Origin of the sequence: Novosphingobium pentaromativorans US6-1, assembly GCF_000767465.1 — a bacterium.
Classification (GTDB): domain Bacteria; phylum Pseudomonadota; class Alphaproteobacteria; order Sphingomonadales; family Sphingomonadaceae; genus Novosphingobium; species Novosphingobium pentaromativorans.
Genome location: NZ_CP009291.1, coordinates 2,877,318 through 2,895,327, shown reverse-complemented (window position 1 = coordinate 2,895,327; position 18,010 = coordinate 2,877,318). Strand labels below are relative to the sequence as shown.

Genomic DNA, 18,010 nt, shown 5'->3' with positions numbered 1-18,010 from the left:
GGTAAGGGGGTCCCGGCCGGGGCCCAGACACGAAGGATTTGCCGGACAGACAGGTCCGGCTGGGGGAATGAGAATGAGGGCGATTGCGATCGCAAATCTGAAACGGAAATGCGGCGCGCGGAGCGGTCCGTTGCGGCAGAGCATGATGCTCGGCCCGGCGATTGCAGCAGCCGCATTCCCGCTGGCGGCACGGGCGCAGACGGCCGCGCCGACCCCCCAGCCGCAGACGCGCGAATCCCTCGATCCCGGCCGCGTCCTCGACAGGCTGCCCGCACCGCGTCCGCGCCTTGAAGTCGAAAGCCAGATCGAGCGCGGCCCCTGCCCGCTGGCCGACCCGGCTTTCGCCCAGACCCGCGTCACTTTCGCGCGCGTGAATTTCGCGCATCTCGAAGCCGTCGACCCCAGCGTACTGGACGACACCTGGAGCGACATGGCCGGGCAGGACCTGCCCGTTGCCGCCCTGTGCGAAGTACGCGACCGCGCCGCCACGGCCCTGCGCGAGATGGGCTACCTGGCCGCCGTCCAGATCCCGCCGCAGCGGATCGAAAAGGGCGGACAGGTGCAGATGGACGTGCTTGTCGCGCGACTGGTCGAAGTGCAGGTGCGCGGCGACGTCGGCGCCAACGACAAGGCGATCGCGGCGCATCTGGCCCAGCTGACCGAGCAGCCCTGGTTCAACACCCATGTCGCCGAACGCCAGCTCCTGCTGCTGGGCGACATGCCCGGCTACCAGGTCCGACTGACGCTCAAGCCCGCGCGGGGCGCGCCCGGCGAGGTGATCGGCGACGTTCTCGTCCGCCGCGAGCCCTTCGAGCTTGTCGGCGGTGTCCAGAATCTCGGCTCGAAGGCGAACGGACGCGAAGGCGGCTTCATCCAGGCGACCTTCAACGGTGTCACCGGCCTCGCCGACCGCACCACCGTAAGCCTGTTCAACACTTTCGACTTCAAGGAACAGACGGTCCTGCAGGCGACCCACGACTTCGCGCTGGGCACCAGCGGGCTGCGCGTGGGCGGCAGCCTGCTGTGGGGCCGCAGCGAGCCGTCGGGCGCCCTGCCCTTCGAAAGCGACACCGTCGCCGCCGACATCGGGGTAAGCTATCCGCTGATCCGCAAGCGCGCCGTCTCGGTGAAGGCGGCGGGCGGCCTGGAAATCGTCAACCAGGACATCGATTTCGCAACCACGCCGCTCACCCGCGATCACCTGCGCGTGCTCTACGCGCGCCTCGCGGCCGATACCGCCGACGGTGCAAGCCTCGTCGGCCACGGCGGTTATACTGCGGCCGAACCGCGCTGGCGCCTGGGGGTTCAGGTCGAGGCCCGGCACGGGCTCGATGCGCTGGGCGCCAGCCGGGACTGTTCGCCCCTCTCCAACTGCCTGACCCCGCACGTTCCGATCAGCAACCTGCTCGCCGATCCCAGTGCCTTCGTGCTGCGGGCCGAGGCCACGGCCGAATTCCGCCCCGTGCCCAGGCTGGCCCTCGCGGTTTCACCCCGCGCACAGTATTCGCCCGATCGCATGCTGTCCTACGAGCAGTTCAGCATCGGCAACTACACCGTGGGGCGCGGCTTCGATCCCGGCACGGTGCTGGGCGACAGCGGCATCGGTTCCTCGTTCGAGCTGCGCTACGGCAGCATCGCCCGGGCCGTTGACAAGGCCCTTGCAGTGCAGCCCTATGCCTTCCTCGATGCCGCGCGCGCCTGGCGCCACGGCAGCGACGGGCAGAGCGCCTACTCCGCCGGTGGCGGCCTGAGGGCGCGCTGGGGCGGCAAGATCGACGCCAACCTCTCTTTCGCAGTTCCGCTGCGACGCGCCGGGTTCCAGCAGGAACGCGGCGATATACGCGTTCTTTTCACAATAAGGGCACGGCTCTGGCCGCAGGATCCGTCATGACCATGAAGCCCCATACCGCCATCGTCCGCCGGCACCGCGCCTCGCTTTGCGGAGCGAGCCTCTCCGTGCTGGTCCTGGCCATCGCTGGCTCCAATCCGGCGGCGGCGCAGTCCTTCCAGGGCACCGGGACGGTCAACTCGGGTATCGCCTCCATCGTCGACGGCGCCGGGACGACCGATGTCTTCATCGGCTCCACCGAAGTCGTGATCGACTGGACGACGAACGATCCGGGCGGCACCGGCAACGTCATCTTCCAGACAGGCGGGACCACCGCCAACTTCACCGATTCGGGAATCAACGGCACCGACTACACGGTGCTCAACCGGATCGTGCCCGTCGATGGCACGGGCAATCCCACGAGTTCGACGATCCAGTTCGACGGCACCGTGAACAGCACCCTGGCCGGCGGGACCGGCGGCAATGTCTGGTTCTATTCGCCCAATGGCGTGATCGTCGGCGCAACCGCCACCTTCAACGTCGGCGGGCTGGTGCTCACCACCAATCCGATCGACACGACCGGCGGGCTATACGGTCCTACCGGCCAGATCCGGTTCGCCGGCGCGGCTGGATCGCTGGCCCCGGTAACGATCCAGAGCGGGGCGCAGATCAATGCGCTGCTCAACCCGCAAGTGCCCACGAACGCGGCCTACGTCGCACTCGTCGCGCCGCGCATCGAGCAAGGCGGCACCGTGCGATCGGACGGATCGATCGCCTATGTCGCGGCGGAAGTGGCGGACATCACGATCAACGCCGGCCTGTTCGACATCAACGTCACCACCGGCACCACCGATGCCAACGGCGTGGTTCATACCGGCACGACCGGCGGCTCGGCCTCGACCGGCGCGGCCGACGTCAAGACCGCCTACATGGTGGCGGTGGGCAAGAACGACGGCCTGACGATGCTGCTGAACGGCGGCATCGGCTACGACGCCGCCGCAGTCGCTACGGACGACGGCAGCTCGGTCGTCCTCTCGGCCGGACATGGCATCGGTTTCGATGCCGGGAATCCGCTTGTCGCAACCGGCAATATCGCCATCGGCGATGCGCAGTTCACTTCGGTGACGACCGCATCGGCGACCGACACGATCACCGTCGCGCCGACGACCCTGACGCAGTTCGATCGCTTCACGACGCTGAGTGCCATCAACCTGGTCCAGCTCGACGCACTGGGCGGTGCGCAGATCGTTGCCAACGACACGACCGGCCTGCCTTCGGACCTGCTTTTTCCGCCCTTCGGCATTGCCTATGCGCTCGACGTCAACGCAGGCTACGCCGACCAGGGCGGCGCGGTGGCCATCAATGTCGACGGCGGCGGCGCACTGACTGCGGCAGGCCGCATTCGCCTGCGCGCAATCGGCGATGCCACAAGCACGGCCGCGCTCACGGCCAACGGTCAGGGCGGCAGCGTTGCCATCGACCTGGGCGCCGGATCGATCACCGCGCCCAATCTCGAGATCGACGTCAGCGGCTATGGACAGGACATTGCGGCCGGCATCGGCGGTAATGGGAACGGCGGCAGCGTCACCATCGTCAGCGCCGGTACTCTGGCTGCGGACGATCTGAACGTCAGCGCCTACGGGCGCGGCGGCAGCGGCGATACCGGCGGCAACGGGTTCGGCGGCACGATCCAGCTTACCGCCACCGGCGGCGGAACGGTGCCCGCCACGAACTTCAGCCTGGACGCTTCTGGCGACGGCGGTGACGGCGTCAATGTCGGCGGCAACGGCACCGCCGGCCAGATCGACGTGCTGGTCGATACCGGCGGGTCGCTGGGATCGGCCGCCAGCTTCTATACTTACGCAACCTCCTACGGCGGATATTCCGACGTTCAGGGCGGCGACGGCACCGGCGGGGCCATCACGATTACCGACAACGGCGGCCTGCTCGACTTCGATAACGTGGGGCTCTACGCCAGCGGCTATGGATCGGGCGGGAGCGGCAATGGCGGCGACGGCTTCGGCGGCACCGGCCTCGTTTCGCTGAGCGGCAATGGCCAGAGCTGGGGCAGCCTGTACATCGAGGCCAGCGCCTATGGCGGCGAGAGCTATGGCGGCGGCTTCTCGGGCAATGCCACTGCGGACCTTGTGAACGGCGCGCACGTGAACGTCCAGGGCGTGGCGCTGAACCTCGGATTCAGTCTTGACGTCCATGCCGATTCCTACACCGCCGCAAACACCGTCTCCGGCGGCTTCGCCGACGGCGGCAACGCGCTGGTCAGCGTGGGATCGGGCGGATCGCTCACGGTCGGCTCCGACACCTCCATCACCGCCAACGCCGGCTTCCAGGTGGAAAGTTCGGCAGGTCCATCCATTTTTTCACCGGACATGACCGCAGGCACGGCCGGGCTCACAATCGACAACGCCGCAGTCACCCTGCCCAGCCTGCTGGTCGAAGCGCAGGCCCAGACCACGGGCGGCCAATCGGGCGCGGGGACCGCGACGGGCGGAACCGCGACCGTTTCGGTTGCCAACAACGGCAGCCTAGTAGTCGACAGCGCACTTGGCGTGTTCTCGCCTTCGCTGCCCGGCCTCAACATTCTGGCCGGGGCCTACGGCGATTACGTCGATTTCTTCGCCTCGCCGGGCGCCGACCAATATGGTGCGGCTGCGCAGGGCGGGACGGCCAGCCTCATCCTCAATGGCGGCACGATCGACGTGGCGGACCCGGCTCTCGTCTACGCCGGGGCCATCGGCGGGATCTTCACCTCGGTCGGCGGCGCGGATTCGCTGGGTAGCGGGACCGGCGGCACTGCACAGGTTGCGATCGGCGGCGGCACCATGACGCTGGCGTCCACGCTCGACGTTTCGGCCGAGGGCATCGGCGGCTCCGTCACCGGCGGCGCGAAGGGCGGCAATGGCACTGGCGGCCTTGCGGGCGTCGACGTCACGGGAGGCGCCCTGATCGTCAACGGCACCGGGATCTCGGTGGACGCCAGCGGTTCGAGCCTCGACGTCGATCCTGCGGCCAACGGCAGCAGCGGCGACGGTACTGGCGGACAGGCGCGGCTGGCAGGGTCTGGCGGCACCATCACAGTCGCCGGGATCACCCAGGTCACTGCACGGGGCCTTGCCGGCGCAGCCGGTCTGGGCGGCATCGGCGGCAACAGCACCGGCGGCCTCGCCGTGCTGTCCGGCAGCGGCGGCGGCATTGTTACGCTCAACGGCCTCGTCTCCGTCCTTGCCGACGCCATCGGCGGCGACGGTTCGGCAGCGGGCGCGCTGGGCGGCAATGCCTTCGGCGGCAGCGCCAGTGCCGGACAGCAGGGCACCGGCTCGATGACCGTGGGCACCGACCTGCGCGTCGACGGCTCCGCGACAGGCGGCGCCAACAGCGTGGATTCGCTGACGCAGGGCCTCGCGAGCGGCGGCAGTGCCGGCCTCGCCTCGGAAGGGGGCACTTTCGACGTGGTGGGCAATGCAGTCCTCACTGCAGATGCCACGGGCGGGACAAATCCGGGCGGCACCGCTCCGCCGACCGTCGCAGGATTCCTGAAGATCGGCAGCTCTGCGGCCACCCCCAGCGGGGCGCTGACCGTCTTCGGTACGTTCGATGCAACCGCGACCGGCGATACCGCCCGGGCCGATGGCCAGGGCCTCTATCTGCGCACCGCCGACGCGGCGATATCGGTCGTGGGCGATACGACCTTCACCACCACCGGCGATGCCGTCTTCGATATTCTCGGCAGCGGCAGCCTCGATGCCGGCGGCGCGCTGACGATCACCTCGACGCAAGGCCAGATCACCGGCACCGGCCTGATCACCAGCGCCGGCAACATGCTGATCGACGGCGCGACCGGCATCGATCTCGGGAGCCTAAGTTCGGGCGGGACAACCGGCCTGTTCTCCGCGCTGGGCCCGGTAAACATTGCCGACCTGCTCTCGACCGGTCCGGTGACTGTCTCCGGCCTGTCGGTCTCGATCGGGTCCAGCGGCGGCCTGACATTCGCCGATGCCGATGCGACCGGCGGCGATCTGGCCCTGGCCGTCACCGACGACCTCGTCGTCGCGACAGTCGATGCCACCGGCGCGGTGACGCTCACCAGCAGCAATGGCGCGGTCACCATCAACGGCGCGGTCAATGGCGCCGGCATCGCACTTGGTGCGGGCACGGACGTCACCGCCAACGCCAATCTCACCTCTGGCGGAACCCTTGACGTTGCCGCGGGCGGGACATTCTCGTCGACCGCACTCGTCACTGCGACGGGCAATACCGCGATCGTGGCCGACGCAGGAATTTCGCTGCCAAGCCTCGTTTCGGGCGGCACCACCGTGCTGCAGTCGAGCGCCGGTCCGGTTGGGGTGACCCAGCTCACCTCGACGGGTCTTGTCACGGCGCTAGGCCAGTCGATCGACATTGCCTCGACCGGCGCGCTTACCTTCGCTTCCGCCGACGCCACGGCAGGCAACCTGTCGATTCAGACTGCAGGCGACCTTACCCTGGGCAACGGCAGCGCAACGGGGACCGCCCAGCTTACGAGCACTGGCGGCTCCATCGCGATCACCGGCCTGCTGAGCGGGACCGGCGTTACACTGAACGGCGCGCAGGACGTGACCTTCGCCAGCCTGACCTCTGCCGATGCGCTGGCAATTACGGCTGGCAACACGGTGACAGGCACCGGCGCCATCAACACCCTGGGCCAGACCACGATATCCGCCCCCGGCGATGTCGCGCTGCAGGACCTGACCTCGGGCGGCCTTGCCCAGCTGACCAGCACGGCCGGATCGGTAAGCATCGGCGGGCAATTGACCGGTCCGGATGTCACCATCGACGCTTCGCAGAACGTCGGCCTCGGCAGCGTCAACCTCACCGGCGCGCTCACGGGCGCGGCGGGCAACGCCATTACCGCAACAGGCGATATCGTCACCGGCGGGCAGACAGTCCTATCGTCAACCGGGAACATCGCCCTCCAGGGCCTCGCGACCGGCGGCGGCGCGCAGCTGACCAGTTCAGGCGGGTCAGTGACCCTCGCGGGGCCACTGACCGGAACCGACGCCACCATCGGCGCCGCCCAGAACATTGGCCTTGCCAGCGTCAACCTCACTGGCGCGTTCGCGGCTGCAGCCGGCAATGCGGTCACGGCAAGCGGCGCCATCGTCAGCGGCGGCCAGGCCTCGATCACGTCCGGCACCGCGCTGAGCCTGCAGGGCCTTTCGTCGGGCGCGAGCACCCTGCTGCAGGCGAACGGTACCCTGGCGGTAGCCGACCTGCTCTCGACCGGTCCGGTCACGGCAAGCGGCACCTCGCTCGACATCGCCTCGAGCGGCAGTCTTGCCTTCGCCGATGCCACTGCAACAGGCGGAAACCTCGCGCTTCGCACGCAAGGCAACCTCGACATCGTCAATGCAAGCGCCACCGGCAGCGTCGACCTCGCAAGCACGGCCGGCTCGTTCTCGAACACCGGGAACGTATCGGGCGCCGGCATCGCGATCGCCGCCGGGCAGGACGTCTCGGCAACCGGCGCGCTCAACTCCAGCGCCGATCTGGCGGTCGATGCGAGTGCCAATGCCGCCATCGCCGGCAATGCGACGGCAACCGGCCTCCTTGCGATGAGCGCGGGACAGACCCTGACCATCGACGGGTTCGCCGTCGGCGGCACGATGACCGCCACTTCGCAGGATATCGTCATCGGGCTGGACGCACAGGTCGGCCAGCGCGGACGGACGACCAGCGTGACGTTCACGAACAGCAACGGCGCCAACCTCAGCAGCATCGGCGGTGCTGCAGCGGGGAGCGGCTACAGTCTCGATAATGGAGAACTGCAACAGGTCTTCGCCGATAGTGCGATCTCCTTTTCGGTCCAGACCGGAACCGGCGAAGTCCGGGTCGGCGACCTCGCGCTGGGCTTTGGCCCCGGCCTTGCGCTCGGCACCGGCGGGACGCTTTCGCTGACATCGAACGGGCGCATCTCTGTCATCGGGAACGTCGCGCTCACCACTTCCGGCGCGCTCGACACACTGGCCCTTGCCGCGCCGAGAGTCGAAGTCGCCACGGACCTGGGCGCAATCGCCATGGCCAACGCGAATGGCGGCGCGCTTGGCCTCCTGCGGGTCACGGCCGACCGCTTCACCGCCGCCACCTCGGGCGCCATCGGGCAGATCGACACAGCGCCGGACATCACCGCGATCGATGGGTTGATGGGCCAACCGGCGGCGGGTTCGGGAGGCGGTCTGCTGGCAGGCGCGATCGAGGCCAGCGTCACCGATGGCATCTTCATCCAGAACCTGGGTACAACCACCGCCTTCGCCGACCGGCGCGGCTTCACTGCCAATGCCCTTTCGATCACCACCGCAGGGACGGGCACAAGGATCGTGGTGAACGGGGTGCTCATCGATTCGGCCGGAAACGCACTGACCGGCCTCGACACCGTGACCCTGGTTACCGTCAACGGCAATGCGGCGGCTGCGGGCGGACCGTTCAACCCGCTCTCGACGGTTAACGGGTGCGTGATCGGGCTGCCCTGTACTTTGCTGCAAACAGACAATGGGCTCGAATCAATCATCCGCACCAAGACGGATATCGAACATCCGGTAACGCCCGAAAATAATGTCGGCGCACTACTTTCACCGCCGCCAATCCAAATTAACGTGGATTTGCCGGAACTTGTACGTAACCTTACGTTGCCCTTGGTCGACGAGCCGGTTACAGGGGTTGGCAACGAGGATCTATGGGGCGATAGCTGTTCTCCGGACACGGAGGGCTGCGTAGGGGGGCAATCCAAGTGACCCATTCGGGGGGAATCGGAACCGGACTTCGCGCAAGGACGCGCCTGTACCTGACCATCGCGGCGATCTTAGCCGCTCTGGTCATGGTCTGGTCCAACGCCGCCACGGCCGACAGCTACGAGGGCGTCGCCAGTTGCGCCGGGTCCACCTGCCACGGCCGCAGCGAAGGCGACGGCAAGGTCGTGCGCCAGGACGAACTGCGCATCTGGCAGGAACCGTCGAGCGAGACCGGCGCGCACAGCCGTGCCACTGCAGTCCTTTCCACCCCGCGCGGCCAGCGCATCGCCTCGGCTCTGGGGCTGGGCAATGCCGCTTCGGCCTCTGCCTGCCTCGGCTGCCATGCCACGAATGCGCCCAATGCCGCGCGCGGGGGACGCTTCCTCGCCTCCGACGGGGTGGGCTGCGAATCCTGCCATGGCCCGGCTTCGGGCTGGCTCTCCAGCCACTACGCAATGCCGGCTACCCATGCCTCGAACGTCGCGGCGGGCATGATCCCGCTCGAAAAACCGCAAGTGCGCGCCTCGGTCTGCCTCGACTGCCACTTCGGCAGCGACAAGCCCGGCCAGTTCGTCACGCATTCGATGATGGCGGCGGGCCACCCGCGCGTGTCTTTCGAGCTCGACCTCTTTTCCTCACTGCAGGCCCACTACAACCTCGACGCCGACTACGTGAAGCGCAAGGGAAGGCTGGACAGCCTGCAGCTCTGGGCCGTGGGCCAGGCCGAAGCGGTCAAACGCTCGACGCGCCTGTTCACCAATGCCTCGCTCGCCACCGAGGGCATGTTCCCGCAGTTCTATTTCTACGACTGCCACTCCTGCCACCGCCAGATCACCGACAATCCGGCCGCGAAGCGCACGTTCGAGACCAATCCCGGGCGCCCGATCCCCTTCGGCAATCCGCCCTACAACGACGAGAACATGATCATGCTCTCCGCCGTCGCTTCGACGCTCGCGCCCGGTCAGGCCGCCCGCTACGACGCCGCCGCAAAGGCCTTCCACGCCGCCATGGCGCAGGGCCGCCCGCAGGCCGCCGAAGCCGCGAGGGCACTGTCCTTCGCCGCGGGCACGCTTTCGGACGCGCTGGCCGCGCGCCACTATTCGAACGATACCGCCTTCCAGGTGATCGCGGCGATCGCCGGCAAGGCGATCACCCCGCGCCTGACCGACTACACCGGCTCGGCCCAGGCGGTCATGGCCGTCGATACCCTGCTCAATGCGCTGGTCCGCGAAGGCCGCGTCACGGTCGGTGCTGCGGCCGGAATCCGCGCGCAGATCAACCGCGCCTACGTCGCCGTATCCGCGCCTGAGAAGTTCGATCCCGGCTCCTTCCGCGCGGCACTGGGAAGCGCTGCCCGCTCGATCGAGGCCCTGCGCTGATGCGCTGGCGGGGGAGCACCATTGCAGCGCTCGCGGCGACCCTGATGCTCGCCGCCTGCGGCGGGGGAGACGGCAGTACATCCGGCGGCTCAGGCGGCGGCGGCAGTTCTTCGGGAGGCGGCAGCTCCGGCGGCGGCTCCTCGGGCGGCGGCACGACGCTGGAGGATTACGAGGCCCCGGCGCAACTGTCGCTGAGCAGCGCGAATGTCGGCAAGATCGTGGCGCAGGCGGCGGCGCAGGCCAACCAGTCCGGCCATCCCTCGGTCATCGCCGTGGTCGACCGCGTCGGCAACGTCCTTGCCGTGTTCCGCATGAATGGCGCGCCCGCCAACGCCAGGATCCCCGATGCGCCCAATGGCGACAACATCGACATCCAGGGCCTGTCCGTCCCGGCCGAAGCCGCGGCCATCGCCAAGGCAGTCACCGGCGCCTACCTGTCGAGCGCGGGCAACGCCTTCACCAGTCGCACTGCCAGCATGATCGTGCAGGAGCACTTCCCGCCCGCACCGAGCACCGTGGGCCTGGAAAGCGGGCCGCTGTTCGGCGTGCAGTTCAGCCAGCTTCCCTGTTCGGACTTCGCATCACGCTTCAAGGCTTCCGGCACCGACGCGCTGATCGGGCCCAAGCGGTCGCCGCTCGGCCTCTCGGCGGACCCCGGCGGCTTTCCGCTCTACATCAACGGCGTGCTGGTTGGCGGCATCGGCGTGAGCGGCGACGGGGTCTACGGCCTCGACGACAACGTGCTCGACACCGACACCGACTTCGAGGAACAGATCGCGCTGGCCGGCACCGTGGGCTTCGAGGCCCCGGAGGCGATCCGCGCCAACCGCATCTACGTGGATGGTACCCAGCTGCGCTACTCGGACGCGACCTATTCCGGCCTGTTCGACGTGGCCGGAGCGACTTATGCGCAGACCGCCCCGGCACTCGGCAGCCTGGTGGCGGTCAAGGGCTACTTCGAAACCGCAGCTCTGCGCGCCGGTACCGCCTACGGCTCGGAAACCTCGGGCATCCGCGCCTCGACCACCGCCGAATTCTCGGACCGCGACGCCTACGTCCTGACCGACGGCAGCGGCACGAACCGCTACCCGATCCGCGCGGGAACCGACGGCGCCGACATCGCCCAGCCGATCACGGCGGACGAGGCGACGGCGATCCTCGAGGAAGCCTTCAAGGTCATGACCCGCGCCCGGGCGCAGATCCGCCAGCCGCTCGACAGCCGCGCGCAAGTCTCGATCTCGCTGGTCGATACGCGCGGACAGGTGTTGGGCATCGTGCGCTCACCCGATGCGCCGATCTTCGGCACCGACGTCTCGCTGCAGAAGGCGCGCACGGCCACCTTCTTTTCCGGCGCGCAGGCCGGCGCCCAGCTTCTGGCCGATCCCAGCAGCGATGTGCAGGCCTTCGTCGGCAAGGTGCGCACCTTCCTCGATGACCAGAGCGCATTGACCGGCACTTTCGCCTTTGCGGACCGCTCGGGCGGCAACCTGTCGCGCCCCTATTTCCCCGACGGCGAAGTCGGCAGTCCCAATGGTCCGCTCTCGCGCCCGATCGCGCAGTGGAGCCCGTTCTCCACCGGCCTGCAATCGGCGCTGGTGCTGACCAACCTCGCCCAGCACCTGCAGTACGTCACCGGGGCAAGCGCCACCGATACGCAGCAGCGCTGCACTTTCCTGCCCGATGTCGCCACGAACCAGAACCGGCTGCAGAACGGCATCCAGATCTTCCCCGGTTCGGTCCCGGTCTATCGCGGCAATGTGCTGGTCGGCGGCATCGGCGTATCGGGTGACGGCATCGACCAGGACGACATGATCAGCTTCCTGGGCAACCACAATGCCGGCGTGCGCCTCGGCACCACCGGCAATGCCCCGGCAGCGATCCGCGCCGACCGGATCGTCGTCAACGTCAACGGCGCGATGGTGCGCCTGCGTTTCGTCAACTGTCCCTTCGCGCCGTTCCTCGACACCAGCGACCAGAACGTCTGCGAGGGCCTGTAACGATGCCTGTGCCGGTTCTTCTGGTCCCCCTGGTTGCGGCGCAGGCCGCGTCGCAGGAGCTTCCGAAGCCCGAATTCGGGCAGGAAGATACGCAGCCCGATCGGCCGATCCTCGAACCGCCGGGCACCGAGACCGCTCCCGAAGACGTCGATCCCGGCGTGATCGACGGGCGACGCCGCCCCGGCTACAACCCGCCCCTGCCCGAGCGGGTGACGCAGAACAACGAAGGCGCGGTGCGCGCGCCTCCGCCCGAGGCTTTCCCGACCGACCAGGTCCCCATCCCCGACCGCTGGCGCCTGATCGAGACGCTCGGCGTGGTCAAGGAACGCTGGTTCGACCCCTATCACCAGAACACGCTGAAGGGTGACCGTCCGCTCAACCCCAAGAAGGTCAAGTGGCTGCCGATCACGGGCGACGACTGGTTCTTCGGCCTCAACCTGATCTCCGACACCGTTCTGGAACCGCGCACCTTCCCGATCCCGGTGGGCGTGCAGACGACCGAGCGGCCCGGTTCGATCAACGTCTTCGGCAAGGACGCCAGCCTCGTCTTCTCGCAGACGTTCATCGTCGGGCTCGGCCTGACCAAGGGCAACACCGCCTTCAAGCCGCCAGCGGTGGAATACCGCGTCGCGCTGGCGTTCAACTACAACTACGTCAACGTGCCCGAAAAGCGCGTGCTCTTCGTCGAGCCCAGCAAGCCCTCGCACCGCTCAGACCATTTCGTCGGCGTGCAGGAAGCCTTCATCGACTACCACCTGCGCAACACTTCGGACCGCTACGACTTCGATTCCGTGCGCGTGGGCATCCAGCCTTTTCAGGCGGATTTCCGGGGCTTCCTGTTCAACGACAACCAGCTTGGCATCCGTTTCTTCGGCAACCGCGACAACAACCGCGTGCAGTACAACCTGGCCGCATTCTGGCGGCTGGAAAAGGACACCAATTCGGGCCTCAACTCGGTCGTCCAGCGCCCGCGCGACGATTTCCTGTTCGTCGCCAACATCTACCGGCAGGACTTCCTGATCCCGGCGCTGACCAGCCAGTTCACCGTTGCCTACAACCGCAACCGCGAGGCCGACCGGGTCGAGGTCGACGATAACGGCTTCCCGGTGCGCCCGGCCCTGCTCGGCACTCTCAAGGGCCGGGACTACGACGTCGTCTACCTTGGCTACAACGCCGATGGCCGCGTCGGCCGGATCAACCTGACGGCATCGGCCTACGGTGCGCTCGGACAGGACCGCAACAGCTTCTTCACCGACCGCAAGGCCGATATCCGCGCCTTTTTCGGCGCTGCCGAGCTGAGCTACGACAAGGACTGGATGCGCTTTCGCCTGTCCGGCCTCTACGCCACCGGCGACGGCGATCCCTACGACAACAAGGAAACCGGCTTCGACGCGGTGTTCGAAAACCCGATCTTCGCGGGCGCCGACACCAGCTACTGGATTCGCCAGACGATCCCCTTCGCCGGCGGCGGCCGCGTGGTCAGCGTCAACGGGCGCAACGGCATCCTGAATTCGCTGCGCTCCTCCAAGGAGCAGGGCCAGTCGAACTTCAACAACCCGGGGACCGTGCTGGTCGGCGCCGGCGCGGATTTCGACCTCAGCCCCGAAGTGCGCCTGTCCACCAACGCCAATCACCTGTGGTTCGAGAACACCGCCACGCTGCAGACCCTGCGCAATGAAGGCTCGATCCCCAAGGACATCGGCTGGGACCTCTCCGCCGCCGCGATCTGGCGCCCCAAGGCAACGCAGAACATCGTCGCGCGCCTCAGCGCCGCCGCGCTCGTTCCGGGCAAGGGCTTTCGCGACCTCTTCGACAATTCCGAGGGCCACCGGAACTACTACTCCGTCCTCGCCAACATCATCGTGAGTTACTGATGCAGCGCCTCAGCCGGATCTTCCTCGCTTTCGCGCTCCTGCTGGCGCTGGCCATCCCCACCGGACGCCTGCTCGCCAGCGAGGAGGAAAAGCCGGTAGAGCGCGACTATTCGCTGGTCCGCGCGCCCGCTGCGCCCGCAGGTCAGACGGCCGCCGACATGGATGCCAAGTCGGCGGGTTGCCTCACCTGCCACACCGCCAGCGATGCGCCCACGATGCATGCGACGCCCGCGGTCAAGCTGGGCTGCACCGATTGCCACGGCGGAAATGCGCGGATCACCGGACGCCCCGAACTGGGCTTCGACCATCCCGACTACATCGCCGCGCGCGACAAGGCGCACGTCCTGCCCCAGTTCCCGGAAAGCTGGCACTGGCCGAGCGCCGCCAACCCGCAGCGCAGCTATACCCTGCTCAACAAGGAAGCGCCGGAATATATCCGTTTCGTCAATCCGGGCGACTACCGCGTCGCGCGCGAAAGCTGCGGCGCCTGCCACCTGCCCGCCATCGAGGCGGCGGAACGCTCGCTGATGGCCTCGGGCGCGATGCTGTTCGGCGGCGCGGCCTATAACAACGGCATCGTCCCCTACAAGAACTACATCTTCGGCGAAGCCTATACCCGTGACGGCGAGCCGGCGAAGATCGTCTCGGCCGGCAACCCGCCGGGCACCGTCACCGCTGAGCAGAAGGCGCGCGGCGCGCTAGCCGCACTCTATCCGCTGCCGCGCTGGAACGTCACGCCGCCGGGCGACGTGTTCCGCGTGTTCGAACGCGGCGGGCGCGTCATCAACTCGACATTCGCCGAAGTCGGCCTGCCCAACCCGACCGGCTCGATCCAGCGGCTCGAGGAACCGGGCCGCCCGGACATCAAGCAGTCGAACCGCGGCCCCGGCACTGGCCTGCGCGTGGCGATCCCCGTGCTCAACCTGCACAAGACGCGCCTCAACGATCCCTATACCTGGTTCATGGGCACCAACGATCAGCCCGGCGACTACCGCTCATCCGGCTGCACCGCGTGCCACGTGATCTATGCGAACGACCGCGAACCGCGCCACTCGCTGATCTACGCCAAGCTCGGCCGCGACGGGCAGACGGTCACCAGGGACCCGACCATCGCCGCGCTCAAGAGCCATGGCGAAGGCTACGGCGAGAACGGGCACGGCTCGCTCAAGACCGGGCACGAGGCCGACGATCACGGCATCGCCAAGCCCGCCGACGATCGGGAGAAAGGCCACCCGCTCCAGCATGTGTTCACCCGGGCGATCCCGACTGCGCAGTGCATGAACTGCCACATGCACCAGCCCAACATCTTCCTGAACAGCTACCTCGGCTACACCATGTGGGACTATGAGGCCGATGCGCCCAAGATGTGGCCCAAGCAGCAGAAGTACCCGACCGCCGAGGAAGTCCACAAGGTGCTGGAACGCAACCCCGAGGGCGCATCACCCAAGGGCAAGTGGGCCGACCTCGATTTCCTGCGCAACGTCTACGACCTCAATCCGGAACTGAAGGATACCCAGTTCGCCGACTACCACGGCCATGGCTGGAACTTCCGCGCGATCTTCAAGCGCGACCGCGAAGGCAACCTGCTCGATGCCGGCGGCAACCAGGCGACCTGGGGCACCGACAAGGAGCACATCGTCTCGCCCGACGATCCGGAGAAGTGGCGCAAGAAGGGCGAAGGCAAGTTCGTCCCCGTCGGCACCAACCCGGGCAAGACCGTCCACATGATGGACATCCATGCCGAAAAGGGCATGCAGTGCGCCGACTGCCACTATTCGCAGGACAGCCACGGCAACGGGCTGATCTATGGCGAAGTCGCCAACGCGGTCGAGATCGGCTGCAAGGACTGCCATGGCACCGCCGACGCTTATCCGACGTTGCTGACCAGCGGCCCGGCCGCGCCGCCCAAGGGCACCGACCTGGCCCTCCTGCGCAATCCCGACGGCAAGCGCCGCTTCGAGTGGAACACCGATGTCTCGGGCCGAAAGCACCTGATCCAGCGCTCCATCGTCGATCCGGGCCTTTCGTGGGAAGTCTCGCTGGTCAAGGATGCGGTCGATCCCGCCTCTCCCACCTTCAACGCCAAGTCGGCGCGCGCCAAACTGATGAGCAAGTCCGGCGCGGACGACGGCACCTTCGGCTTCGGCCCCGGCGTGCCGATGAGCGACCGCGCCCACAAGGACGGCGAGATGGCGTGCTTCACCTGCCACCTCTCGTGGACCACGAGCTGCGGCGGCTGCCACCTGCCGATCGAGGCGAACTGGAAGACCACGCTGCACCACTACGAGGGTGAGGAAACGCGCAACTTCGCGACCTACAACCCGCAGGTCGCGCGCGACGAGATGTTCCAGCTCGGCAAGCACATGACGACCAAGGGCGCGGAAGTCGCCCCGATCCGGTCGACTTCGGCGCTGGTCCTGTCCTCGACCAACGTCAATCGCGAACGCATCTACATCCAGCAGCCGCCGATCAGCGCGGCGGGCTTCTCCAGCCAGGCCTTCGCGCCGCACTTCCCGCACACCGTGCGCCTGACCGAGACCAAGACCTGCAGCGACTGCCACCTGTCCGAAAAGGACGACAACAACGCGATCATGGCCCAGACCCTGCTGCTCGGGACCAATTTCGTGAACTTCGTCGGCCTCAATTCATGGGTCGGCCTGGACGGCGGCTTCGAGGCCGTGCGCGTCACCGAATGGGACGAACCGCAGGCCGTGATCGGATCGTACCTCCAGAAATATGCCTACCCCGACTACTACAAGCTCCACGTCGAGCGGAACGGGCGCGAGCTGAAGAACTGGACGCGCGGCAAGGCCTTTGACAAGAACCTGTCGGGCGAAACCCATCCCTTCGAGCAGTTCCGCAATGTGACGCAGGGCACCAGCGGCGAGGTCGGCTGCCTCCAGCTTCGCGGCGAGTACATGTTCGTGGCCGAGGGCAAGGGCGGCTTCGAGGTCTATGACGTCGCCTCGGTGGCCAATAAGGGCTTCTCCGACGCGGTCGTCTCGGCGCCCTTCTCACCGCTGGGCCACAACACCCACGTGAAGACCAAGAACGCGACCTGCATGGCGCTGGCGACCAACCAGCCGGTTGCCCCCACACGCAACCGGACGATGGAAGCGACGATCCTGAAGGACGACAAGGGCCAGACGCTCTACAAGGCCGATGGCACACCGTTCACGCTGCGCGACGCCAACCAGGAACAGGCTTTCGAACCGATCTACAGCTATGCAGCCATCACCGACAGCGAAGAGGGCCTGATCCTAGTCAACATCGACACGATGGCCGATGGCGAATTCCGCAACAACAAGCTCAAGCGCGCGGTGACCTGGAACCCGGATCACGTTCTCGACGGTGCGCGGCACATCATCCTGGCGGGCGAAGTGGCCTACATCACCGCCAAGGCCGGACTCGTCGTCGTCGACCTGCACGACCCGCTGCACCCGCAGCTCTCGGCCGTACGCCCGCTTGAAGACGCCCGCGCCAGCGCAGTCCAGTTCCGTTACCTGTGGGTGACCGACAAGGAGGGCCTCAAGCTCTTCGACGTCACCAACCTGCGCAATCCCATCGCCGTGCCGCAGGCGACCGTGCCGCTGGCCGATGCCCGCCGGATCTACGTCGCTCGCACTTACGCCTATGTCGCGGCCAAGCAGGACGGACTGGTCATCGTCGATGTGCGCAGCCCGCCCAACCCGCGCATCTACCAGAAGGTGACCTTCGACGGGCAGCTCAACGATGCCGAGGACGTCATCGTCGGTTCGACCAATGCCTCGCTGTTCGCCTATGTCGCTGACGGTCGCAACGGTCTCAAAGTGCTGCAGCTCACCTCGCCTTCGAGCCAGCCTAACTTCTACGGCTTCTCGCCCGCGCCCAAGCCCGAGCTGATCGCATGGGCCAGGACGCCAAGCCCGGCCCGCGCCCTCTCCAAGGGCCTCGACCGCGACCGCGGCGTCGACGAGACCGGTGGCCAGATGGCCGTCTTCGGTCGCCTCGGCTCACGCCCCTTCACCCGCGAGGAAATGGAGCGCCTGTTCATCAACCGCCGCGGCGTGCCCTTCAAGGTAACCGACGAAGTCGACATGAGCGTCTGGGTGCCCAAGCGCTGATCTGACAGAGGGACTGCGGGGGCGCTGGGCGTCTCTCGCCCTTCGAC

General features: G+C 67.4%; 6 protein-coding genes. All 6 read left to right on the top strand.

What is annotated here, in order from left to right; genetic code table 11:
- Positions 1–130: 130 nt before the first annotated feature.
- The 6 genes from JI59_RS13510 (at position 131) to JI59_RS13485 (ending at position 17,963) form a co-directional block, all read left to right on the top strand.
- The gene (locus tag JI59_RS13510; protein ID WP_238532482.1) at positions 131–1,891 is read left to right on the top strand and encodes a ShlB/FhaC/HecB family hemolysin secretion/activation protein; all 1,761 of its coding nucleotides are present in this window, start codon (positions 131–133) and stop codon (positions 1,889–1,891) included.
- Positions 1,888–8,613, top strand: coding sequence for a hypothetical protein (locus JI59_RS13505; protein ID WP_007012151.1), 6,726 nt, complete (start codon positions 1,888–1,890; stop codon positions 8,611–8,613). Before JI59_RS13510 ends, JI59_RS13505 begins: the two co-directional genes overlap by 4 nt.
- An 83-nt stretch (positions 8,614–8,696) precedes the next feature.
- Positions 8,697–9,989 (top strand): multiheme c-type cytochrome, encoded by a 1,293-nt coding sequence (locus JI59_RS13500; protein WP_038577649.1) that lies wholly within the window; start codon positions 8,697–8,699, stop codon positions 9,987–9,989.
- Positions 9,989–11,986, top strand: coding sequence for a heme-binding protein (locus JI59_RS13495; protein ID WP_007012153.1), 1,998 nt, complete (start codon positions 9,989–9,991; stop codon positions 11,984–11,986). Before JI59_RS13500 ends, JI59_RS13495 begins: the two co-directional genes overlap by 1 nt.
- Positions 11,987–11,988: 2 nt before the next feature.
- Positions 11,989–13,860: a hypothetical protein gene (locus JI59_RS13490; protein WP_007012154.1), complete on the top strand. Its 1,872-nt coding sequence runs from the start codon at positions 11,989–11,991 to the stop codon at positions 13,858–13,860.
- Positions 13,860–17,963 (top strand): LVIVD repeat-containing protein, encoded by a 4,104-nt coding sequence (locus tag JI59_RS13485; protein ID WP_007012155.1) that lies wholly within the window; start codon positions 13,860–13,862, stop codon positions 17,961–17,963. The genes JI59_RS13490 and JI59_RS13485 overlap by 1 nt, the downstream gene beginning before the upstream one ends.
- Positions 17,964–18,010 lie beyond the last annotated feature (47 nt).

Bases quoted from the DNA above. Each gene is read 5' to 3' on its own strand.
- JI59_RS13485 (WP_007012155.1), top strand. From the start codon at position 13,860: ATGCAGCGCCTCAGCCGGATCTTCCTCGCTTTCGCGCTCCTGCTGGCG.
- JI59_RS13500 (WP_038577649.1), top strand. From the start codon at position 8,697: ATGGTCTGGTCCAACGCCGCCACGGCCGACAGCTACGAGGGCGTCGCC.
- JI59_RS13490 (WP_007012154.1), top strand. From the start codon at position 11,989: ATGCCTGTGCCGGTTCTTCTGGTCCCCCTGGTTGCGGCGCAGGCCGCG.
- JI59_RS13505 (WP_007012151.1), top strand. From the start codon at position 1,888: ATGACCATGAAGCCCCATACCGCCATCGTCCGCCGGCACCGCGCCTCG.
- JI59_RS13495 (WP_007012153.1), top strand. From the start codon at position 9,989: ATGCGCTGGCGGGGGAGCACCATTGCAGCGCTCGCGGCGACCCTGATG.